The 21,705-nt window shown below is 69.5% G+C and carries 18 protein-coding genes and 2 pseudogenes; 10 read left to right on the top strand and 10 right to left on the bottom strand.

Features of this window, described 5'->3' with window-relative positions; all coding sequences use genetic code 11:
• Window positions 1-330 precede the first annotated feature (330 nt).
• From OG698_RS09025 to OG698_RS09015, 3 genes and pseudogenes are all read left to right on the top strand, one after another.
• On the top strand, window positions 331-1,317 hold the full coding sequence (locus tag OG698_RS09025; RefSeq protein WP_406102512.1) for a hypothetical protein: 987 nt from the start codon (window positions 331-333) through the stop codon (window positions 1,315-1,317).
• Between the two features lie 1,764 nt (window positions 1,318-3,081).
• Window positions 3,082-3,282 carry a hypothetical protein gene (locus OG698_RS09020; RefSeq protein WP_406102510.1) on the top strand — a complete coding sequence of 67 codons (201 nt, stop codon included), beginning with the start codon at window positions 3,082-3,084 and terminating at the stop codon, window positions 3,280-3,282.
• A gap of 199 nt (window positions 3,283-3,481) precedes the next feature.
• A pseudogene (locus tag OG698_RS09015) lies at window positions 3,482-3,971 on the top strand (transposase); the annotation flags it as partial.
• A gap of 17 nt (window positions 3,972-3,988) precedes the next feature.
• Here OG698_RS09015 and OG698_RS09010 read toward each other — a convergent pair.
• On the bottom strand, window positions 3,989-4,288 hold the full coding sequence (locus OG698_RS09010) for a hypothetical protein (RefSeq protein WP_406102509.1): 300 nt from the start codon (window positions 4,286-4,288) through the stop codon (window positions 3,989-3,991).
• 105 nt (window positions 4,289-4,393) lie between these two features.
• Complete coding sequence (locus OG698_RS09005; RefSeq protein WP_406102507.1) at window positions 4,394-4,789, bottom strand: NUDIX hydrolase; 396 nt, start codon at window positions 4,787-4,789, stop codon at window positions 4,394-4,396.
• 208 nt (window positions 4,790-4,997) lie between these two features.
• Between OG698_RS09005 and OG698_RS09000 the strand changes: the two genes are divergently transcribed.
• Entirely contained in the window at window positions 4,998-5,342 is a 345-nt protein-coding gene (locus tag OG698_RS09000; protein ID WP_406102506.1) for a hypothetical protein, read from the top strand.
• A 153-nt stretch (window positions 5,343-5,495) separates the two neighbouring features.
• On the opposite strand, the gene OG698_RS08995 is transcribed toward OG698_RS09000, so the two are convergent.
• The 5 genes and pseudogenes from OG698_RS08995 to OG698_RS08975 all read right to left on the bottom strand — a co-directional run.
• Complete coding sequence (locus OG698_RS08995) at window positions 5,496-5,810, bottom strand: integrase core domain-containing protein (RefSeq protein ID WP_406102504.1); 315 nt, start codon at window positions 5,808-5,810, stop codon at window positions 5,496-5,498.
• A gap of 102 nt (window positions 5,811-5,912) precedes the next feature.
• Entirely contained in the window at window positions 5,913-6,170 is a 258-nt protein-coding gene (locus OG698_RS08990; protein WP_406102502.1) for a hypothetical protein, read from the bottom strand.
• 351 nt (window positions 6,171-6,521) lie between these two features.
• Window positions 6,522-7,592 carry an NAD(+)/NADH kinase gene (locus tag OG698_RS08985; RefSeq protein ID WP_406102501.1) on the bottom strand — a complete coding sequence of 357 codons (1,071 nt, stop codon included), beginning with the start codon at window positions 7,590-7,592 and terminating at the stop codon, window positions 6,522-6,524.
• Between the two features lie 243 nt (window positions 7,593-7,835).
• On the bottom strand, window positions 7,836-8,027 hold the full coding sequence (locus OG698_RS08980) for a hypothetical protein (RefSeq protein WP_406102500.1): 192 nt from the start codon (window positions 8,025-8,027) through the stop codon (window positions 7,836-7,838).
• Window positions 8,028-8,117: 90 nt separating this feature from the next.
• Window positions 8,118-8,684, bottom strand: a pseudogene (locus OG698_RS08975) (LUD domain-containing protein); the annotation flags it as partial.
• A 559-nt stretch (window positions 8,685-9,243) separates the two neighbouring features.
• Between OG698_RS08975 and OG698_RS08970 the strand changes: the two are divergent.
• Window positions 9,244-10,149 (top strand): universal stress protein, encoded by a 906-nt coding sequence (locus OG698_RS08970; RefSeq protein ID WP_406102499.1) that lies wholly within the window; start codon window positions 9,244-9,246, stop codon window positions 10,147-10,149.
• Window positions 10,150-10,248: 99 nt separating this feature from the next.
• Window positions 10,249-11,130 carry a universal stress protein gene (locus tag OG698_RS08965; protein ID WP_406102498.1) on the top strand — a complete coding sequence of 294 codons (882 nt, stop codon included), beginning with the start codon at window positions 10,249-10,251 and terminating at the stop codon, window positions 11,128-11,130.
• A gap of 13 nt (window positions 11,131-11,143) precedes the next feature.
• Here the strand turns inward: OG698_RS08965 and ppk2 are convergent, their stop codons facing one another.
• Window positions 11,144-11,947: a polyphosphate kinase 2 gene (gene ppk2, locus OG698_RS08960; protein WP_406102497.1), complete on the bottom strand. Its 804-nt coding sequence runs from the start codon at window positions 11,945-11,947 to the stop codon at window positions 11,144-11,146.
• A gap of 48 nt (window positions 11,948-11,995) precedes the next feature.
• Here ppk2 and OG698_RS08955 point away from each other — a divergent pair, with 48 nt between their 5' ends.
• The 3 genes from OG698_RS08955 to OG698_RS08945 all read left to right on the top strand — a co-directional run bounded on the left by OG698_RS08955 (window position 11,996) and on the right by OG698_RS08945 (window position 17,587).
• Window positions 11,996-14,380: a phosphoketolase gene (locus OG698_RS08955; protein ID WP_406102496.1), complete on the top strand. Its 2,385-nt coding sequence runs from the start codon at window positions 11,996-11,998 to the stop codon at window positions 14,378-14,380.
• A gap of 79 nt (window positions 14,381-14,459) precedes the next feature.
• Window positions 14,460-15,206, top strand: a complete 747-nt coding sequence (locus OG698_RS08950) for an HAD family hydrolase (protein WP_406102495.1) — start codon at window positions 14,460-14,462, stop codon at window positions 15,204-15,206.
• 2 nt (window positions 15,207-15,208) lie between these two features.
• Window positions 15,209-17,587, top strand: a complete 2,379-nt coding sequence (locus tag OG698_RS08945; RefSeq protein ID WP_406102494.1) for a glycoside hydrolase family 65 protein — start codon at window positions 15,209-15,211, stop codon at window positions 17,585-17,587.
• Between the two features lie 178 nt (window positions 17,588-17,765).
• Here the strand turns inward: OG698_RS08945 and OG698_RS08940 are convergent, their stop codons facing one another.
• Complete coding sequence (locus tag OG698_RS08940; protein ID WP_406102493.1) at window positions 17,766-17,930, bottom strand: hypothetical protein; 165 nt, start codon at window positions 17,928-17,930, stop codon at window positions 17,766-17,768.
• Between the two features lie 213 nt (window positions 17,931-18,143).
• A complete protein-coding gene (locus OG698_RS08935) occupies window positions 18,144-19,412 on the bottom strand; it encodes an APC family permease (protein ID WP_406102492.1) in 1,269 nt (422 codons plus the stop codon).
• A gap of 474 nt (window positions 19,413-19,886) precedes the next feature.
• Between OG698_RS08935 and OG698_RS08930 the strand changes: the two genes are divergently transcribed.
• Window positions 19,887-21,614, top strand: a complete 1,728-nt coding sequence (locus OG698_RS08930) for a GAF domain-containing protein (protein WP_406102490.1) — start codon at window positions 19,887-19,889, stop codon at window positions 21,612-21,614.
• The last annotated feature ends 91 nt before the right edge of the window (window positions 21,615-21,705 follow it).

Below are 21,705 nucleotides of genomic sequence, written 5' to 3'. Positions count from 1 at the left end.
CTGCCGACCTTCCGCCCGTGGCGCACCCACCCACCCCCGGCTGCCACGTCCAACTCCACCTGAGCCGGGCGGGGTTGCGGTAGGCGTACGAGTCGGAACCGGGCCTCGACGAATGGTGGCCCCGCGGCACCCCCGACCTCGATCCGGCCGGCGCCCTGACCGGCCTCGGCGCTTCGCCGGAGCGCTGACGGGTATGCACGTATGTGGCGCGACGGGCAAGGCGGCGCGACCGGCAACGAGCTCGGCCTCTGTCACCCGATGCGCCACTACACTGCGCCGTTGCACCACAGGACACACACAGCAACTGGCCGAAAGCGAACGGGGAGCGGCATGGCTACGGGGGGATGGGGGCCGGGAAACGGCCCGGGTCAGCCTGGCGGCAACGGACCGGGAGGCCAGGGCGGCTGGGGCGCTCCCTACGGACCACCGCAGGGCGGTCCGTACGGTCCGCCACCACCGAATCCGGGCCCGTACCCGAACCCGAACCAGCCTCCGTACCCGAACCCGTACCCCTACGGCCCCCAGCCCGCGAGGCCCGCGGTCCGGCGTTCCCGCGGCTGCCTGTCGTACGTCTCACCCGTCGGGCTCGTCTCCGCGATCCTGCGCTCCGCGCACCGCGTCGCCACCAGGCTCTTCGCGCAGGACGGTGAAGGCCGGATCGTGGACCGCACCGTGGACCGCGTCCAGCTGGCCCGCACGGTGCTCGGTGCCGCCGCCACCATCGCCCTGATCCTCGCCTACAACGTGGACCCGAACCGCTGGGAGGACGCGGCGTACGGCGGTGCCGCCCAACTCATGATCGCCCCGTTCGTGCTGATCGTCGCCGCGCCCCTGGTCATCATCGGATTCATCTACTACGCGCCCCCGCACCTGCGGCCGCATCTGCGCTCCCGGCTGCGCGCTCCGCTCAAGGCGGTCGGCTGGTACGTGCTGACGTTGGCCGTCATCGGCGGAGTCCTCGTCCTTACGGCCCTGACCGTCGACGACCGTGACGGGAAGAGCTGGTGGGAATACGTACTGGCCGTCGTCGCGCTCGTCGTGGTCGCGTGGGGTTTTCCCTTCTTCTTCATGGCGTCGCTGTACTCGGCCCGCAGTGCCTTCAACAGCGCCCAGGTCCACCCGATGCTGCCGCCCGTCCTCACCATGGCGCTGGTGTGGGTGTTCGCGGCCCTCAACCTGATCGGCGACGGCATGCCGGGGGGCCCGCCCATCGTCCAGTTCTGCTCCACGCTGGGCGGGCCACTGTCTGTGACCGCCGTCTCGCTGTGGGAACTGCGGCGGATGAGGACCCGTTTCGGCGTCACCCTGCGCGCCTGATCCGGCTTCGGCGGGCCCCGCTCCCGGGTGAAGCGCGGACCTTCGGTGAAGGGCCGTGCCCTCGGGCGGGCAGGGAAAGCCGATGGCCGCGAGCGGGTCCTGGCCCGGGGCACGCCGGCCGGCTTCGACGATCCCCTGCCAAGCGGGCGCCGCAGCGACGGCGGCCGGAGGGCGCCCAGCCACCAGACACAGCACCCCACCCGGCTCACCGTCGCGCTCGTGGTGCAGATCCTGCAGAGCGGCTGGGCCCTGCGCCCAGGCCTCCCCATCAGGCTGCCCCAGCCCAGCCCAGCCCAGCCTCGGCCGGCTGGTCGTGGGCCGCACGTATCTCCCGCTCCCGGTTGAGGAGGCCCTGCCCGACTCGCGGACCGCTGGCCGGCCGGTTTCGGACACGGCCTCCCGTACGAGCTCGGCGAGAGCCCGGGCGGTGGGCATGCCCGAGGCTCGGACTCCGTCGGAAAGCATTTGCTGAATCTCGGCCCGCGGCCGCCAGTGCGTGCTGTCACCGTCCCTCATCGGCACGGCGACCGTGTCCGTGCGTGGCGAACCGGACTTGCCCACCGGTGCCGACACGACGAAAGGCGTGTCGACAGCCTGCGCGGGGACATCGATGAACACCACCCGCTCGTCTCCCGAACCGGACCATCCGACTCGCACTCCGCGAGGAGCCGGCGTGATGGGTTGACGTATCAGCTTGCGGACCTGGTCCAAGTTCACTGCGGCTGGGCCGACCCCGGCGAGGTGGTCCAAGACCCCCTCGCCGTGTTCCGGACGGGCGGCGACGCCGATGACGATGACCCCGCCGCCCCCGTCGGCGAACGCAGAGACATCCTTTGTGAACTCCTCGACCGCCTTAGGGTCCGCCAGCGCCAACTGGTAGGGGACCACCTTCGCATCGAGTCACTGCGTCTCGCACAGCCCGAGCAGCGAGACCGGCTCATGGGCGTCCAGCGCGGCCAGCGCGCTCTTCAGCGGATTCATGCGAGGAACCCTGGGCGTTCACGCCCGGGAGGAATCGCATCCACGGGGTGTGACGCGGGGCGTCGCCGTGATGTGCCGCAGGCCATCACGGGCCGCGGAGCGGCCGGGAGGCGTTCCGGTGGAGCCGGGTTACGGCGGTGTGCGCGGGGGAGGGTCGGGGCGGGTTTCGCTCGTTGGGGTGAGGTGGGGCGAACGTGTGGTGGGTCTTCGTCCAGGTGTATAGGTTCGCTGATCGTGTAGCTGGTGGTGCGGGTGAAGCTGCTGCCGACGCCCGTACGGGCGGCGGCACTTGAGGCGACCCTGCACGCCTGCAATCAAGCGGCGACCTGGGCGTCCGGGGTTGCGTTCGAGGAGAATGCGCGTCGCCCGCTGGCCCTACGCAAGCACAAGGGCCGTCGCGGAGCATCGCGAAGAGCACGTGGCCCGGCGGTGCCGCACCATCGTCACTGTCGCCTAAGCTCCCGCTGTTGCAACGGGGGGCAGGCATGAACAGGCCCCCACACGCCACAAGACGCCGTCCGAACCCATCGCGCGTACCGTGTGTGACTGCCACTCGTCCTGGCCTGGGTCTTCCCTTGGGGCAAACTCCCCGACGCGCTCCACGCTCCTTGGCCCATCGACGCCGCCAGAGACGTGATCGCCTTAGGGCCTGTCCGACGGGTCGCGTCACCGACCCGGCACCCGACAGCACTGTCACCCGAATGGCGCAACATGACGTGCCACACACATGGCGATTAAGTTGATTAGTGCCCCAACCGAGACAATCCGTGAAAGGGGAACCAAATGCGCATTCGACGAATCCTCCCCGCCGTCATCGCCACGGCAGCCCTCGCCGGACTCGGCCTCACAGGCGCCGCCAGCGCCGCCGCACAGGGTGCCCCAACCGACGTCACCCCTTCTCAGTGCAAGCAGGGCGGCGGAACGCCCGACCTGACGGACAACCTCTGCAAGGGCGGTATGCACGACGGGGAGATGGTCGACTAAACCCCACAAGGCGCCCCGCAGCCACGCGCCGCGGGGCGGTCCCGCGCGAGCGTAGCCGGGAGAGTCGCAGGGACTGTGCCGACCCGTCGGGCACGCTTAGCGGTGTGCGACAACGCTTTTCACTGCTCGGACATAGGCGTTGCGAGCGTCATCTACGTCGTCGACTACTGCCCGCCATGCTGGGCGATCCGCCATGGGTCCAAGCACGGCGACCTCCAGGAGCGCGTCACGCTCACCCGCGGGAACGTGCCTGGTTGGCGAGGGCGGCCGCAGGCCTCTCGCATTCCTGATAACACCAGGCCAGTGGGATGATGCTCCGCAGACGATCCCGACCCTCGAACGCATCCGTGTCCCGCGCGCCAGCGGTGGCCGTCCGCGCACGCGCCCTGAACACGTGGGCGGCGACAAGGCGTACTCGTCTCGCCAGAACCGCCGTTATCTGCGGTGGCGGCAGATCAAGCACTCCATTCCCGAGCGCATGGACCAGCGAGTCAATCGCGGATCGTGGCAGCGCCGGCGGTCGGCCTACGGGCTTTGACAAGTCGATCTACAAACGCCGCAACGAAGTAGAGCGGACGTTCAATGCACTCGAGTGCTTCCGGGCCGCAGCCACCCGTTTCGACAAGCGCGCCTACGTCTTCCACGGAACGGTGACCGTTGCCTCGCTCCGGCTGTGGCTCCGCGCGTGACCCGGCAGCAAGCCCTGTCAGGGGACGTCCTGGCCGATCGCCCGGATCACGTCGGCAAGCCACACCAAGTGGTAACCCACGGCCCGGTCCTGGTGAGCAAGCAGATCCTCAAGGTGCTGCCATGACTCCGAAAGCTGTCCGATCGTGAGGGCCTGGGGCTCGGTGCCGACGTCGTAGAGCTCGTCGGCTGAGACAGACCAGAAGAGGTTTTCCTTGAGCGTCACGGCGGGCCCTGCTGACGCTTCAATGTGCCGAAGCGCCACGTCCAAAGCGCGACGAAGCTGATCGATCGGGATCTGCACGGGTTCGCCGGCCATGGGCGCCATCTTTACTCAGTGACACCGGCAACGACCCGTCGGACAGGACCTGGTGCCGCCCGCCATCGTCTTCCTTGCCACACGCCGAGCTCGCCGCGGCGCCAGTCAGGATGGCAGCGCCGGCCCCGTCAAGTAGCCCCAGGCCGGCCCGTAGACCCCGCCCGGGATCCGCTCCGCCAGCTCGCCGATCGGCACCCACGCAGCCTCCGTTACCTCCCGCCGCGACGCCGGCCGTGCTTCGCCTGACATCCACCGGCAGGCGACGTACACGACCCGCCGTCCCGTCGCCGGATGTACCCGCTCACCGATGATGGTCAGCGGCTCCACCACGACACCCGCCTCCTCCAACGCCTCACGGGCAGCTGCCTCCTTCGGAGACTCGCCCTCATCGAGCTTCCCCGCCGGGAACTGCCACAGCAGCGCACCCTCTGGAGCGGCGCGACGGACCAAGAGCACCCGACCATCGTGCTGGACCACTGCACCCGCGATCATCGGCTCCATGCCAACCTCAACTCTCCCTCTGAAGAAGGACGTTCACTGCATTCGCCCTCGCCCGTAGGGGGTCATGTCGCCATGACGACGGAGACGCCAGGGCAGTCTGACCAGCGGCGCGACCGGTGGTACAAGCGCCACCCCCGCTGGGCTTGGGCGCCAGGCATCGTCGGGACTGCGGCCTTCATCGTGCTTCTCATCTGGGGGCCCCTGGTGGATGGAAGGCCACCATCTCAAGGGCAGTAAAGGCGAGTTGGTTTCATCCGCCGGGATCATCGTCACCGGCTTCCGCACCATGCTCATCGCCATCGCCATCGCCATCGCCATCGTCGCTGGCGCCGTCGCCGTGGCAGGCCGCTGGTACACCCATAAAAGCCACCAGCAGACCGAGAGGGTGTTCCGGCGTAAGCAGGACAGGGACCGTGAGCGAGCCGAACTGACCCGCGAAGGTCAGGTCACTGGCCGATACGTCGACGCGATCAAACTGCTCGCCTCAGCAACTCCACGAGCGACTCGGCGGCATCTACAGTCTCGAAAGAATAAGGAGCAACAGCGAGCGTGACCACCGGACAGTGGTCGAGGTGCCGACAGCCTTCGTAAGGAGGAGTCCTGTCCTGCCCTACGGCGACCCTGACGAGACAGTCACGGAAGATGTGCAAGCGGCCCTCACCGTCCTGTGCCGACGATGTAGGGCTCGAATAATCATCGCCGCTGGTCAAGAGGCGTACCGGTAGTCGTTGATCACACCGCCGAGGACGCCGGTGCGGAGAGGTCTGTGGGCGGCACACGCTTGGACCGGAGGCGGCTGTTCCTGAGCTCGGGGTGGCAGTTGGTTTCGGCTGCGGTGGGGTCGGTGCGTGTTGTAGTGCTTCTGGTATTCGGCGGGGACCTGGCGCGTGTGGGCCTGGCCGAGGACGAGGTGGTGGTCGAGGACCTCTCGACGGGTGCCGATGACTCTTTCGCAGTGGGTGATCGCCCTCGGTGCGCGGACCGGCGTCTTGGTGATCTCTACGTTGTCGGCCTTGGACACCGCGTTGAAGGTGTCGGTGTACTTGCTGTCGCGGTCTCGTATGAGGAAGCGCGTAGTGAATCCATACGCGCGTCGAGGTCGGTGGCGAGCTTGCTGGGCGGCTCAGGGGGCTGTTGGGTGTGCGGTGACGCCAGCGACGTGCAGCGTGCGGGTGTCGTGTTCGAGGATGATGTCCAGGGCGTACAGGCGTTGCAGGTCGATGCTCAACAAGTCGCAGGCGGTGATGCCATCGGCCTGCGTGGACAGGAACTCGCGCCAGGGTGGGCCGGCCCGGCGCGGGGCCGGTTCGATGCCGGCCGAGTGCAGGATTTCCCAGACCGTCCGATGCGGCGATCGGGTGTCCGGGCCGGGCCAGTTCACCCTGGATCCGGCGATGGCCCCATCTGCTGTTCTCCGGAGCTAGGTGCAGCACGAGCTTTTTGATGGGCGGTGTTCGTGGGCGGCTGTCCTGGTCCGTGGCGCTGCTGAGGGCAGTCCCAGCGACGGGCGACCAACTTGCGGTGCCGTGCCGGCAGTGTGCTTGGCGTGATCGGGAGGACGTGCGTCCGGCGGCGGGGGATCAGCGAGAGCAGGGCCGCCGGCTACAGCCGGTCGGCGGGTTCGTGTCGTAGGGGTGCGTGGAGTTGGTGTCGCAGCACTGCATTCTCGTGCCGCAGCACGAGCAGTTCTGTGAGGGGGCGTCAGACGGCCTCGGCGAGGCGCCCGAGGCCGTCACTGACCGAGGGACGGATCCGGAACCGGCAGCATCTCGAGATGCGCGATGTCCGCGGGCGGAGGCGTGGAGATGGACCACAGCCGGGGCGGGCATCCGTCGGCGACGGCGGCCGGGGCGTCGGTGAGGTTCATCCTCTCGCGCAAGCGGCCGTAGAAGTCCATCGATGCGAGGCGTACGGCCCGCAGGCGGCGTGGGGCGGCATACACCGCGATCCAGTCGCCTGGATCCAGCACACCCCGGAGCTGGCCGTCGATGCTGACGGCCGCCTGCCCGGACCGCTCGAGGATGCGCAGGGCGACGGGTTCGTCGAGGGCGGCGACGATGGACCGGTTGAACGCCATGTGCGGGGCCACCGGCGTGAAGACAAGGGCGTCGGCGCGGGGTGAGACGACGGGCCCGCCGGCGGCGAAGCTGTAGGCGGTCGAGCCTGTCGGGGTGGCCACCAGTAGCGCGTCGGCGGAGTAGGACGCCAGCAGTCGGCCGCAGATGTAGACGCCGACCGACACTTGGCGGTCTCTGGTGAGCTTTTCCACGACGATGTCGTTGAGCGCGGTGACGTTCAGGGGGGTACCCCACTCGTCGTCGCCCTTGAGGTCCGGGTGTACCGGGGGCGGCCGCATCAGTCGCCCGTGGCCGTACTGCACCCAGTCCTCCACGTCCTTGGGAACCTCCAGGCGGCGGGAGGCCCGCAGCGCGAGCAGCATGCGACTGTCGACCTTGAACCGTCCCTCGTGTACCGCGTCCAGCGCCGAACGCACGTCCTCGGCCGACACATCCGTCAAAAATCCCACGCGCCCCAGGTCGACTCCCAGAACCAGCGCATCGTCCTCCACGGCGAGCCGTGCACCGCGTAGGAAGGTGCCGTCCCCGCCCAGCGTGACGATGAGATCGGGATGGTCGGCGGCATCGAGCTCCGTACGGTCGTCACGAGGCCCACCGTTGCGCCAGACATCGATGTCCGTGGACCGCACGGCGTTCTCATCGCACCATGCACGGACGACCCGACCTGCTTCTACGGCCTCCGCGCGCCCACCGTGAACGACCAGGCCGACTCGGCGCACCGACAATTTCGCCTCCGAAGGTGACCGCGTGCCTCGACCGATCCGGCCGGCCGCGTCTCGTTGTGACTGCTGCCCCGGTGAGTGCAGCGGTCACGACGGCGAGGGCGGCGCACGCCGCGCCGACCGGACGCGCTTTTGGCTCGTACGGCTCATCGTGTTCGGTATGTCCTCGGCGCATGCGCCCGGACCGCGGGCGTGTCCGGCTCGGAAATACGAGTCGATGCCGTGAGCTGTGGTGATGACGTTTGGTCAGGCGGCCCGCTGGAACTCCTTGATCAACCCTCCGAGGGTGGATCTTCGTCGGATCTTGTGGGCCTGGAGGTCGGCGACGGTGGCCGGGGCGGGCGATTTGCTGCTGTCCGGGGGCAGGTGCTGCCGGGACTGATGGGGTCGGTGCTTGTTGTAGTGCTGGATGTACTCGGTCAGCACCTTCACCCGCACGGGTCTCGTTGTAGATCAGGGTCCGATCGAGAGCGCGCGGCGCAGGGTGCCCACGGCTCTCTCGCAGATCGCGTTCGCCTTGGGTGCCCGGGGTGGGCTGAGCAGGCCCTCGGGGGCCGGGCGGCCCCACGCGCCCATTTCCTTGGCGAAGATGTCGCGGATCTCGCCGCGGTTGCGGTGGATGGCCGGGACGAGGATGTGGGAGGGGCGGTCGTGGCCGAGCTGCACGATCAGTTCGGCGAGGTCGGTCTCGTAGGCGTGGATGCCCTCGGCCTCCAGCGCCTCGTTGAGCCCGATCTCCTGGGTGGCCATCGATTTGACCTTGACCACTTCGGTCTCGCCGGTCTCTTTGACCAGGCGGGTCACGATCCGGTTGGCCTCGTCGGCGTCGGCTGCCCAGTGGACGATGCCGCCCGCCGCGGTGACGGTCTCCTCCAACTGCACGAGGTAGGTGTCGAGATGGCGCAGGGTGTGGTCCTTGATCTGCTTGCCGGCCTCGCGCAGGTGCGCCCAGTCGTCGAGTTCCGCGACGGCCTTGGCCCGCTTGTCGCGGATGGTGTGCGTGGCGTGCCGGAGGTTCGCGCGCAGGGTGGTGTTGCCGACGGCCTCATGGGCGGCCTTCGGCAAGGACGGCATCCCCAGACAGGTCCCGCTCATGACCAAGGCTCCTCTTCGGTACTGACGAGGATTTCCTGGTCTGGGACAACTTGAACACGCACGTCAGCCGCACCATGCGCCAGCTTGTCGAGGCCCGTTTATGGCTGATCGGAACCGGTCGGCGTGGTGCCCCTCCTCGAACAGGCGGGTCCCCACGGCGTAGGAGACCTCGCGGGCGATGCGCATCAGCCGTTCACGGTGCTCCGCCGGGAGGGCCGCGGCCGTGGTCGTGGCAGAGGTCTTTGCTCCATCTCCCCTCGTGTCCTGTCGCAGTCGACACCGGCAGGCCTCGGTGTGGGGGCCACGTCGTACGGAAGTGGGCCGGTCGAACCCTGGTCGGCCAGACCTTCCAGACCTTCCAGACCTTCCAGACCTTCCAGACCGTCAGTCTCTCGAGCGTGGGTGCCCGCGCCAGGAGGCGCTACGGGTCGGCCCGGGCGCGGAGGGGGCCGTTCGGTCCACGACGGGGCCCTGCGGCCCCTGCAGGATGGCCGCTCATGGCACGAGGCTGGTAGCAGATCCGGTCGCACCTGCTCCGTCCCTCTGGGAGGTAGGAATCATGTCCCCCACAGTCACGGTAGGTCTCGACGGCTCGCCGGAGAGCCGGGCCGCGGCTGAATGGGCCGCACACGAGGCGAACCTGCGTGGGCTGCCGCTGAAGGTGATCCACGTCTGGGAGCCGGATCCCGTTCCCATGGCCCGGGCCCCGCTTCTCGGCGTCGAGACGCGCCAGGACTGGAGTGAACGCGTTCCACGCGAGGCGGCCGAAGGGATCCGTGCGCGCCACCCAGGTATTGAAGTCATCGTGGAGCAGCGAAGTGGTCAACCTGCCGAAGTGCTTTCCGACGCGGCGCCGGACGCCGTACTGCTGGCACTCGGGTCCCGTGGTCTCAGCGGGATGGGCGGCTTCATCGTCGGCTCCGTCGGCTTGGCCGTCGTGGCGCGTACGGAGCGGCCTGTCGTGCTCGTACGGGCCGAGGAGCAGGCTGCCGACGAGCACATGATGGATCCGTCCGGGATCCCGTCCGCGTCGGCGCCGTTCCTGCCGGTGGTGCTCGGGCTCGACACCGCGAGCCCCGACGAGACATTGATCGCCTTCGCCTTCGAGGAGGCACGTCTGCGTGACACGCCCCTGCACGTCGTCCACAGCTGGGATGTGCCGCCCTACATCGCCTACGGTCTGGCCGCCGACCTCGCTGCGAGCGCACGGCTCCTGGACGAGGAGGCTGCCGCGGTGACCGAGGTGCTGCGCCCTTGGCGGCAGAATTTCGCGACAGTGAGGGTCACCGAGGACTCCCGGTCCGGAAAGGCGCCCGACTACCTGGTCGAGGCCTCCCGCCACGCCTCCTTGGTGGTCGTGGGCCGTCGTGGGCGCCGCTCTGTGCTCGGCACCCACATCGGGCCGGTCACCCACGCCGTACTGCACCATGCCACCGCCCCTGTCGCGGTGGTTCCTCATGAGTGATCACCTGGGAGAAGTGATTCTCGTGAAAACAGCGCCGGTGTGGGCTTGCGTTGTGGCGCTGACCGACTCCGAAAACGACGGTGAAGGTAGGTGAAGGCCGTGGAGCTCCCCCTGGTCGTGGGTGTCGACGGCTCCGAGTCGAGCATGCGCGCGGTGGACTGGGCGGCGGACGAGGCCGTCCTGCGCGGGGTGCCGCTGCGGCTGGTGTACGCGTCGTTGTGGGAGCGCTATGAGGGAGCGGCGCTCGACGAGACCCTCGGCAGGTCTTCGGAACAGGTGCTGGCCGACGACATTCTTGATACTGCGGCGCGGCGCGCCCACCACCGTGACAGCGGTCTGAAGGTCACCACCGAGGTGCTGCCCGAAGATGCGGTCAGCGCTCTCCTGAACGAAGGGCGGAACGCCTGTGCCCTGGTCCTTGGATCGCGTGGCCGCAGTGGTGTCGCCGAGCTGCTGCTCGGCTCGGTCTGCCTCGCGGTGGCCGCCCGTGCCGACTGCCCCGTGTTCGTGCTGCGCGGCAGTCACGACAACCAGGCCAGGACCGGGATGCTGCAGAGGATCGCTCTCGGAGTCGGTGAGGAGCAGCAGAACTCGGAGGCCGTGCGCTTCGCCTTCCAGGAGGCACAACGCCGTGGAGCCGCTCTCGACGCGGTGCGGGCCTGGCGCTGCCCGGCGCACGAGTCGGTCGACCACCCGCTGCTTGCGGGCGAACCCGCCCGTTTGCACGAGGAGCGGGCGGTGGAGATCCTGGAGTCGGCACTGAGTCAGTTCGCGGCGGAGTACCCGTCGGTGGAACTGCGTCGACGGACCGCCGAGGGGCCCGCCCGCAGGGTGCTGCTGGACGCCTCGACACGGGCCGACCTGCTGGTTGTCGGTGCCCTGCGGCGCCGGGGCCACCTCGGTCTTCAACTCGGCCAGGTCGCGCATACGGCCCTGCACCATTCGCGATGTCCCGTCGCCGTCGTTCCGCAGCGGGGCTGAGCACGTGGCCGGCTCAGAGACCCGCCGCGTGGTCGGGGACGTATGTCTGCAGGTCACGCGGCGGGCGTTCGTAGCCGGTCGACGGGGGCCGGGGCGGCAGCTCGAGCACCGGAGGGGGCACCTCGTGGTAGGGCACGGAGTCCAGCAGGTGGGCGATCATGTTCAGTCGCGCCCTGCGCTTGTCATCGCTCTCCACCACGTACCACGGCGCGTCCGAGGTGTCGGTGTGCACCAGCATCTGGTCCTTGGCCCGGGAGTAGGCCTCCCACCGACTGATCGACTCGAGATCCATCGGGGAAAGCTTCCATCGCCGCGTCGGATCCTCCAGCCGGCGGCTGAACCGCTCCTGCTGCACGGCGTCGCTCACCGAGAACCAGTACTTGCGCAGCAGGATGCCGTCCTCGATGAGCATGCGCTCGAATACGGGGCATTGGCGGAGGAAGAGTTGGTACTCCTCCTGGGTGCAGAAGCCCATCACATGCTCGATACCGGCGCGGTTGTACCAGCTCCGGTCGAACAACGCGATCTCCCCGGCAGCCGGCAGCTGCTCGACGTAACGCTGGAAATACCACTGGCCGCGTTCGCGCTCGGTCGGCTTGGGCAGGGCCACGGTCCGGGCGACGCGGGGGTTGAGGTGTTCGGAGACCCGCTTGATGGTGCCGCCCTTGCCCGCCGCGTCCCGCCCTTCGAAGACAACCACCAGCCGGGCGCCCTCGGTGCGCACCCACTCCTGAAGCTTCACCAGCTCCGTCTGAAGACGCAGCAGCTCCCGCTCGTACGCCGCACGCGGCACCTTCGCGGCCTTCTCGCCGGCCATGCCGCCTCCTACGCCCGATGACTTGCCCCGATGACTTACGGAGCCACCATGCCCAAGGTCGAACACCAGGACAGCACGGTACTGACCGACGACGAACTGCGCACCCTGGACGCCCACTGGCGGGCCGCGAACTACCTTGCCGTCGGCCAGATCTACCTCATGGCCAATCCGCTGCTCGCCGAGCCCCTGACACCCGCCCACATCAAGCCGCGCCTGCTCGGCCACTGGGGAACGTCACCCGGCCTCAACCTCGTCCACACCCACCTCAACCGCGCCATCAAAGCCCGTGACCTCGAAGCGCTGTGCGTGTGGGGACCGGGCCACGGCGGGCCCGCGGTCCTCGCGAACTCCTGGCTGGAGGGCAGCTACAGCGAGACCTACGCGGACGTCACGCGTGACGCGACGGGCATGGAACGCCTCTTCAGGCAGTTCTCGTTCCCGGGCGGAGTGCCAAGCCATGTGGCGCCCGAGACGCCGGGGTCGATCCACGAGGGCGGTGAACTCGGCTACTCGCTCGCTCACGCCTATGGCGCCGCCTTCGACAATCCGAACCTGCTGGTCGCCTGCGTGATCGGCGACGGGGAGGCGGAGACCGGTCCGCTCGCTGCGTCCTGGCACTCGAACAAGTTCCTCGACCCGGTCCACGACGGCGCCGTCCTGCCGATCCTCCATCTCAACGGCTACAAGATCGCCAACCCGACCGTACTGTCCCGCATCCCCGAGCCCGAACTCGACGAGCTGCTACGGGGATACGGGCACGAGCCGATCCATGTGACCGGCGACGACCCGATCCAGGTCCACCGCGCCATGGCCGACGCCCTCGACCGGGCGCTGGACCGCATCGAGCTGATGCAGCGCACGGCCCGCGAGGGCGGCGTGGCCGAGCGGGTGCGCTGGCCCGTGATCGTGCTGCGTACGCCGAAGGGATGGACGGGACCCGCTGAGGTCGACGGCGTGCCCGTCGAGGGGACTTGGCGGGCCCACCAGGTCCCTCTGGCCGGCGTACGCGAAAACCCGGATCACCTGCGGCAGTTGGAGACCTGGCTGCGCTCGTACCGCCCCGAGGAACTCTTCGACTCAGAGGGGCGGCCCAGCGCGGACGTCCTTGCGTGCGTCCCCGAGGGCAACCGCCGCCTCGGCGCAACGTTGCACGCCAACGGCGGCCGTCTCGTGCGCGATCTGCCGATCCCGCCCCTCGACGGCTTCGCCGTCCCCGTGGACAAGCCGGGCGCCACCCAGCACGAGCCCACCCGCGTCCTGGGCAGCCTCCTCGAACGGATCATGGAAGACACCTCCGGCCGCCGTGACTTCCGCCTGGTCGGGCCCGACGAGACCGCCTCCAACCGACTGGACGCCGTCTACCAGGCCAGTGGCAAAGCCTGGCAGGCACAGACCCTCCCGGTGGACGAGCACCTGGACCGACACGGCCGCGTCTTGGAGATCCTCTCCGAACACCTCTGTCAGGGCTGGCTGGAGGGCTACCTCCTCACCGGCCGGCACGGACTGTTCTCGTGCTACGAGGCGTTCGTCCACATCGTCGACTCGATGGTGAACCAGCACATCAAGTGGCTCAGGACCTCTCGGGCACTGAAGTGGCGCGCTCCGATCGCCTCCCTCAACTACCTGCTGACGTCGCACGTCTGGCGGCAGGACCACAACGGGTTCTCGCACCAGGACCCCGGCTTCGTGGACCACGTCCTCAACAAGAGCCCCGAGGTCGTACGGGTGTACCTGCCGCCCGACGCCAACACGCTGCTGTCCGTCGCGGACCATGTCCTGCGCAGCCGGGACTACGTCAACGTCGTCGTCGCGGGCAAACAGCCCTGCTTCGACTGGCTCTCCATGGACCAGGCCCGCGCCCACTGCGCCCGCGGAGCCGGAATCTGGGACTGGGCGGGGTCCGCCGACGGGGAACGCGAACCCGATGTCGTCCTCGCCTGCGCGGGCGACGTCCCCACCCAGGAGATCCTGGCGGCGTCCGACCTGCTGCGGCGCCACCTGCCCGAACTGGCCGTCCGGGTCGTCAACGTGGTCGACATGACCCGCCTGCTGCCCCGCGATGAACATCCCCACGGGATGAGCGACTTCGAGTACGACGGGCTGTTCACGACGGACAAGCCCGTGATCTTCGCCTACCACGGCTACCCCTGGCTGATCCACCGTCTCGCCTACCGCCGCACCGGACACGGCAACATCCATGTCCGCGGCTACAGGGAAATGGGCACGACCACGACCCCGTTCGACATGGTGGTCCGCAACGACATGGACCGCTACCGCCTGGTGATGGACGTCATCGACCGCGTTCCCGGCCTCGGTGTTCGGGCCGCCGCGGTACGCCAGTGCATGGCCGACGCCCGCACCCGGCACCACGCGTGGATCCGCGAGCACGGAACCGACCTGCCGGAGGTCGCCGACTGGGCCTGGAGCGCGTAAGGCCCTTTTCCTGCAAAGGAGTTCACCGCCATGACGGACGCGACGCCCGGCACGACGCCAACTCGACGGCCGGCGAACGATGAGTGTTGAACGGAGCGGAACGGCTGCCGTGCCCCGCGCGTTGCGAGGTACGGCAGCCGTGGTCTTCGACACCGACGGTGTCGTCACGGACTCGGCCCGGGTGCACGCCGCCGCGTGGAAGACGGCCTTCGACAGCTTCCTGCACGCCCGGGACCCGCAGGGACAACCGCCCTTCGACATGCGCGACGACTATCTGCGGTACGTCGACGGCACATCACGCCTCGACGGAGCCGCCGCGTTCCTCCGTTCCCGGGGGCTCCACCCGTCCGGTACGGAGATCCAGGCCGTCGCCGCCCATAAGGAAGTGCTCTTCACCGAGCGGCTGCGCGCCGAGGGGGTCGACGCCTATCCGGGCACGGTCCGGCTGGTGCGCACCCTGCGGTCCGCCGGGGTGCCGCTGGCCGCCGCGTCGGCCTCCCGGCACGCCGGGGAACTCCTCGAGCGCGCGGGCGTGCGTGACCTCTTCGACGTCCTGGTGGACGGAGCGGAGGCAGGACGCCTTGCTCTCCCGGGGAAACCCGATCCCGCGCTCTTCCTTGAGGCGGCGCGCCGCCTGGGCGTCCCCGCCCGACTGACCGCCGTCGTCGAAGACGCACTGGCCGGAGTCGAGGCCGGACGGCGCGGCGGCTTCGGCCTCGTCGTGGGGGTGGACCGGGCTCACACGCCCGACACCCGGGGCGCGCTGCTGAAGCACGGCGCGGATCTGGTGGTCGACGACCTCGCAGAACTGATGGGGGAGGGCTGACGATGCGGGACTGGACACTGGAGTACGAGGGCTACGATCCCGCCCAGGAAAGGCTGCGAGAGTCGCTGTGCACCCTCGGCAACGGCTATTTCGCGACCCGCGGAGCAGCACCCGAGTGCGCCGCCGACGCCGTCCACTACCCGGGCACGTACGCAGCCGGCTGCTACAACCGGCTCACCTCGGACGTGGCCGGCCGCAGGGTCGAGAACGAAGACATGGTCAACCTCCCCAACTGGCTACGACTCCGCTTCCGTACGGACACCGGGGCCTGGCTCTCCCCGGACACCCACAAACTCCTCGACCACCGCCAGAGTCTTGATCTCCGTACCGGCACACTGGAACGCGTCGTGCGATACGAGGACGACGACGGTCGGCGTCTCGCCGTGCGGCAGTTGCGCGTGGTCCACATGGCCGATCCGCATCTGGCCCTGCTCCGGACGCAGGTGACTGCCGAGGGCTGGTCGGGGCTGCTGGAGGTCGAGTCGGCTCTGGACGGGACCGTCACCAACACGGGAGTCGAGCGCTATGACGCGCTTGCCAGCAGCCATCTGACGCACGTCCGGACCGGATCGCCGGCGCCCGACACCGTGTGGATGCGCTGCCGCACCAGCACCTCGGACATCAGGATCGGCCTCGCGGCCCGCACGGTTTCGGACGCGCGCGCGGAGACGGCGGTGGCGCACGAGCACGCCCGCGCCGTCCAGATGCTCAGGTTTTCCCTGGCCGACGGGTGCACGGTGACGCTCGACAAGACCGTTGCCCTGCACACCTCGCGTGACCCGGCCATCAGCGACCCGCTGCACGCGGCGGTCGCCCGGGTCCGCCGTGCCGCGGACTTCGAGACGCTGCTGGAGTCACACTGCTCGGCGTGGCAAAGGCTGTGGCGTAACGCGGAGTTGGATGTGCCGACCAGCGCGGGACCGGTGTTGCGACTGCATCTCTTCCACGTGCTGCAGACCCTGTCCCCGCACACCGCCGACCTCGACGTCGGCGTCCCGGCCCGAGGGCTGCACGGCGAGGCCTATCGCGGGCACGTCTTCTGGGACGAGCTGTTCGTCCTGCCGTATCTGAACCTGCATTTCCCCGAGGTCTCGCGGGCTCTGCTCACGTACCGCCACCGCCGTTTGGAACAGGCGTGCTCGGCTGCGCACGATGCCGGGCACGCCGGCGCCATGTATCCCTGGCAGAGCGGCAGCGACGGACGCGAGGAGACCCAGCGGCTCCACCTCAATCCGCGCTCCGGACGCTGGCTGCCCGATCACTCACGGCTCCAGCACCACGTCGGATCGGCGATCGCCTACAACGTGTGGCAGTACTGCGAGGCGAGCGGCGACACGGAGTTTCTGCATACCAAGGGCATCGAGATGCTCGTTCAGATCGCCAGGTTCTGGGCCGGCGTCGCAGAGCTCGACCCGACGCTCGGCCGCTACCGGATCCGCGGCGTCGTCGGCCCCGACGAGTATCACGACGCGTATCCCGGCGCCCGTGATCCGGGGCTGGACGACAACGCGTACACCAATGTGACCGCCGCGTGGGTGCTGGCCCGCACCCTCGACGTCCTGCGCGTCCTGCCCGAACCGGTGCGCCGGGACCTGTGCGAGACCACCGGGCTCGAGCCGGCCGAGCTCGACCTGTGGGAGGACATCTCCCGCAGGCTGCACGTGCCGTACCACGCAGGCGTCATCAGCCAGTTCGAGGGATACGGCGATCTGGCCGAGCTCGACTGGCCTGCCTACCGGGACCGCTACGGTGACATCCGGCGTCTCGACCGGATCCTCGAGGCCGAAGGCGACACCGTCAACCGCTACCAGGCGTCGAAGCAGGCCGACGTCCTGATGCTGGGCTATCTCTTCTCGCCCGCCGAACTCGCGGGCCTGTTCCGCCGATTGGGCCATGAGCTGGACGACACCGTGTGGCGTCGCACCGTCGATCACTATCTCCGCCGGACGAGCCACGGTTCGACCCTGAGCAGTCTTGTCCATGGATGGGTGCTGGCCAGGGCGCGACGGGCCGAGGCATGGACCTACGTCCACGAGGCCCTGGCGGGTGACATCGCGGATCTGCAGGGCGGCACCACGGGTGAGGGCATTCACCTCGGTGCCATGGCCGGCACTCTCGACCTCGTTCAGCGTGGACTGACCGGCCTCGAGACCCGCGGTGGCGTGTTGTGGTTCGACCCGGTGCCCTTGCCCGAGCTGTCCGAGTACGGGTTCGCGCTCCGCTACCGGGGACACCGCGGTGTGCGACTGAGGCTGAGCGCGGGCCGGCTGCGGGTTTGCGTGCCGGCGTCCGACCGGGATCCGATCGGCATCGCCCTCGCGGACCGTACCGTCTCGGTGGCGCCTGGAGAGTCCTGCACCCTCACCCTGCCGAGGCGTTGAGGGGACGACGCCCGCGGGAGTGCCGGCCGAGTGCGTGACGCCGCGCCACCGCAGCAGGGGCCGGCCCGTGCGACGCACCCGGTCAGCCCAGGGGACGGGCCTGCGTACCGCTGGATGCTCGGAGTGTCGTGAGGTTTCGAGGAGGCCGGCGTGACGGACGTCGAGGGCAACCGACCGGTCATTCGGCGACGATCTGCCGCAGCTCGCCGAAGCCGACTTCAACCCGGTCCTGGCCACAGCGGGTGCCGTCACCGTGCTCGACGCCCGCGTACGGCTGCTGCCACGCCGGGCTGTGGACCCATATCTGCGCCGGCTGCGCTGAGGAGGAACAGGCGTGAAGCACGAAACAGTCGGATCCGTGACGCGACAGACATCGTGTGGGCCTTGCGTCCATGAGGGCCGACGCGGTGTCCGCGCGGTCGGAGGTGAGCTGTGCGCGGGCGCTGGCACAAGGCGCCCACCAGGCGGCGTTCGCCGAGGACGGAGGGCCTCGGCGAACGCCGGGCCGCGAGGTTTTGCCCGCCGGGGACCGGCCCCGCTGGTCGCCCGAGGGCGGTCAGTCGTCGCGTCGGTCCAGGGCCTTGCGCAGGCCGTAGGCGGCAGCGCCGGCCCCGATCACTGTCGCTCCCCACAGCGCAGAGGCCAGCGGAAGAGCAAAGGCCAGGACCAGGCAGCCCGCTGTACCGACGACAGGCACGATCCGCGCGGGGCGGCCCTCGGCCCGGGTGAGCGTCCAGGCCGAGGCGTTGGCGACGGTGTAGTAGGCCAGCACGCCGAAGGAGGAGAAGCCGATCGCGCCGCGCACATCCGTGGTCGCGGCCAGGACGGCGACCATCGCGCCGACTGCGAGTTCGGCGTGGTGCGGCACTTTGAACCGCGAGTGGACTGCGGCCAGCACATGCGGCAGGTGCCGGTCGCGTGCCATCGCCAGCGTGGTGCGCGAGACCCCCAGGATCAGCGCCAGCAGCGAACCGAGCGCCGCGACGGCCGCCCCGACGCGCACCACCGGCGCCAGGCCCGGGACACCGGCGACGCGGACGGCCTCAGCGAGCGGGGCCGTGCTGTCGGCGAGCCGCTCCGGCCCGAGCACTGCGAGCACAGCGACGGCGACGGCCGCGTACACGACCAAGGTGATGCCGAGGGCGGTCGGGATCGCGCGGGGAATGGTCCTCTTGGGGTCGCGGACTTCCTCGCCGAGGGTGGCGATGCGCGCGTAGCCGGCGAAGGCGAAGAACAGCAGCCCGGCCGCCTGGAGCACGCCGCCGAAGGTGGCGTCCGTCCCGACGTCCAGACGCGCTGCCCGCGCCGTGCCGCCGAGCGCGCAGGCTGTGACCACGCCGGCAAGCACTGCCAGGACGACCGCGACGATCCCGCGCGTCAGCCACGCGGACTTCTGCACGCCGACGTAGTTCACCGCGGTGAGCGCCACCACTGCGGCGACCGCGACCGCGTGCGCCTGACCGGGCCATGCGTAGGAGCCCACCGTCAGCGCCATCGCAGCACAGGAGGCGGTTTTGCCGACGATGAAGCCCCAGCCGGCGAGGTACCCCCAGAAGTCCCCGAGCCGCTCGCGTCCGTAGACATAGGCGCCCCCCGACCGCGGGTACCGGGCGGCCAGGCGAGCCGAGGAGGTGGCGTTGCAGTACGCCACCACTGCGGCCAGCGCCAGGCTCAGCAGTAGACCGGAACCGGCCGCGCCGGCGGCCGGGGCGAGCGCGGCGAAGATCCCCGCGCCGATCATCGACCCGAGCCCGATCATCACTGCGTCGAACACGCCCAGGTGCCGCTTCAGCTCCCCCGCTTCGGCGGACGCCGTCGTACCCATCGCTCGCTCCTCTGCCACGTCCCGAAAGCCACTACGGATTCCGATACCGACGCACGACGATATGGGAACAGAGTGTCGTGCAGGTGACCCACACCGGACTCGGTCGTGGGGCATGCTGGATCTACTGCGGCGGAGGCACCGTGATCGTCACGGCCTGTGGCGGCAGTACTCCGGCCGCCGGGGCGAGGTGTACGCATTGATTGCCGCAGCTCCGGGAGGGCGGATGAGCGCGGCAGGATCACCGCCACGGGCGGGCAACCGGGAGGACTCGCCGGCAGTCCGGCACCCGCCCATCTGCTGCCCCGGCTGGTCGCCCGGGCACGGGCGGTCCGCTGTTCCTCACCGACCGCCCCTTTCGTTGGAATCGTTCCTCTTCGATGCGTTGAGTGTGATGCCGAGCCGTCCCGGACAGTACGGTGAAGACAGGGAATTTCGTCCCTTCTGCCTGTCTGCGTGAGTCGGTTGGAGGAAGCGATGAGCGGGGAAGGGGCGGGGGGCGCCGAGCAGTATCTGCCGAAGCTGCGCCTCGATGACCTGCTGGGCGAGCTGCAGGTGCGCATCGACGCGGCGCGTGGCATCCAGAACCGGTTGCACGGTCTGCTGGAGGCGGTTCTTTCGGTGGGCCGGGAGCTTGACCTGCCCCACGTGCTGAGGAGCATCGCCGAGGCCGCCGTGGTGCTGGTGGACGCCGAGTACGGGGCGCTGGGCGTGATCGGCGACGACCGCAAGCTGTCCGAGTTCCTCACGGTCGGCATCGACGATGAGCACCGCGCGGCCATCGGGGCGCTGCCCAGCGGACACGGGATCCTCGGAGAGCTGATCCGGCACCCGGAACCGCTCAGGCTGCCGGAACTCTCGGAGCATCCGAACTCGTACGGCTTTCCGGCCAACCACCCGCCGATGCACTCCTTCCTCGGTGTACCGATCCGGGTGCGTGACGAGGTGTTCGGGAACCTCTACCTCACCGAGAAGCGCAGCGGCAAGGAGTTCGACGCGGAGGACGAGGCCGTGCTCTCCACCCTCGCCGTGGCGGCAGGCGTCGCGATCGAGAACGCACGACTGTACGAGGAGACCAGACTCCGCGAGCGCTGGCAGCGGGCCAGCGGCAGGGTCACGAGCATGCTCCTGACCGGGGCCCCGAGCGCCGACGTACTGGAACTGATCGCCGAGCAGGCCCGGAAGATCGTCTCCGCCGACGTCGGGATGATCGCGCAGGGGGTGCAGGGCGACGAAGAGCTGCGGCCGGTGCTCGCGGTCGGTCTGGACGCGGAGAGGCGCAGCGGTCTGGTGCTGTCCTCCGTCGACGGATTCGTCGGCGCCGCCCTGAATTCGGCGGAACCCGTGGTCACGGCCGACATCGTGCACGATCCCCGCGCCGGCGCGGAGGCGCAGTGGGCGGGCCTCGGCCCGGTGGCGGCTGTACCGCTCGGTGCCAGCGGGAAGGCGCGCGGTGTGCTGATCCTGGGGCGTGTACCGGGCGGGCCGCCGTTCGGCGATGAGGACACCGGACCGCTGCTCGGTTTCGCCGATCAGGCGGCGCTGGCACTCGAGCTGGCCGAACGGCGGCGGGACGCGGAACAGATCGTGCTGCTCCAAGACCGTGACCGCATCGCGCGTGATCTGCACGACCTGGCCATTCAGCGCCTTTTCGCAGCAGGGATGACGCTGCAGAGCGCCCAGCGCTTCATGGACCACCCCGAGGGCCGCGAGCGGCTGACGCGGACCGTCGACGACCTCGACGACACCATCAAGATCATTCGCTCCACGATCTTCGGCCTGCGTACGCACGGCGGGGCCACCTCGGCAACCCCCGGTCTGCGTGGCAGGGTCTCGGAGCTGGTGAAGGCATCGGCCACTACCCTCGGATTCCTTCCGGCGCTGCGGATCGAGGGGCTCGTCGAGACGGACGTACCGGGTGCCGTCGCGGATCAGGTGGTCGCGGTACTGGGGGAAGCGCTCAGCAACGCGGCACGGCACGCCGGAGCGCACGCCGTGGACGTACGGCTGCGCTGCGCCGGGGGCGAGCTGACGCTCGTGGTGACGGACGACGGCTGCGGGGTGCCGAGCGGCGTCGCACGCAGCGGCCTGAGGAACATGGAAGAGCGCGCGATCGCCCTCGACGGCAGTTTCACGCTCGACGAGCGTGAAGAGGGACGGGGGACGCGACTGGTGTGGCGGGTCCCCGTCAAACCCATGGCCTGACGCGGCGCCGGATCCGGACGGCGCGGGGAGCCCTTACGCAGTCGGCCCCGCCCCAGCGGGTACGCCCTGGCGGGACTCGCCTGCGTAGGGC

This window comes from Streptomyces sp. NBC_01003, assembly GCF_045162695.1.
Classification (GTDB): domain Bacteria; phylum Actinomycetota; class Actinomycetes; order Streptomycetales; family Streptomycetaceae; genus Streptomyces.
This window is presented reverse-complemented; position numbering and strand designations above follow the sequence as displayed.

Bases quoted from the DNA above. Each gene is read 5' to 3' on its own strand.
- OG698_RS08935 (WP_406102492.1), bottom strand. From the start codon at position 19,412: ATGGGTACGACGGCGTCCGCCGAAGCGGGGGAGCTGAAGCGGCACCTG.
- OG698_RS08930 (WP_406102490.1), top strand. From the start codon at position 19,887: ATGAGCGGGGAAGGGGCGGGGGGCGCCGAGCAGTATCTGCCGAAGCTG.
- OG698_RS09005 (WP_406102507.1), bottom strand. From the start codon at position 4,789: ATGGAGCCGATGATCGCGGGTGCAGTGGTCCAGCACGATGGTCGGGTG.
- OG698_RS08950 (WP_406102495.1), top strand. From the start codon at position 14,460: ATGAGTGTTGAACGGAGCGGAACGGCTGCCGTGCCCCGCGCGTTGCGA.
- OG698_RS09020 (WP_406102510.1), top strand. From the start codon at position 3,082: ATGCGCATTCGACGAATCCTCCCCGCCGTCATCGCCACGGCAGCCCTC.
- OG698_RS08945 (WP_406102494.1), top strand. From the start codon at position 15,209: ATGCGGGACTGGACACTGGAGTACGAGGGCTACGATCCCGCCCAGGAA.
- OG698_RS08970 (WP_406102499.1), top strand. From the start codon at position 9,244: ATGTCCCCCACAGTCACGGTAGGTCTCGACGGCTCGCCGGAGAGCCGG.
- OG698_RS09010 (WP_406102509.1), bottom strand. From the start codon at position 4,288: ATGGCCGGCGAACCCGTGCAGATCCCGATCGATCAGCTTCGTCGCGCT.
- OG698_RS08955 (WP_406102496.1), top strand. From the start codon at position 11,996: ATGCCCAAGGTCGAACACCAGGACAGCACGGTACTGACCGACGACGAA.
- ppk2 (WP_406102497.1), bottom strand. From the start codon at position 11,947: ATGGCCGGCGAGAAGGCCGCGAAGGTGCCGCGTGCGGCGTACGAGCGG.
- OG698_RS09000 (WP_406102506.1), top strand. From the start codon at position 4,998: ATGGAAGGCCACCATCTCAAGGGCAGTAAAGGCGAGTTGGTTTCATCC.
- OG698_RS09025 (WP_406102512.1), top strand. From the start codon at position 331: ATGGCTACGGGGGGATGGGGGCCGGGAAACGGCCCGGGTCAGCCTGGC.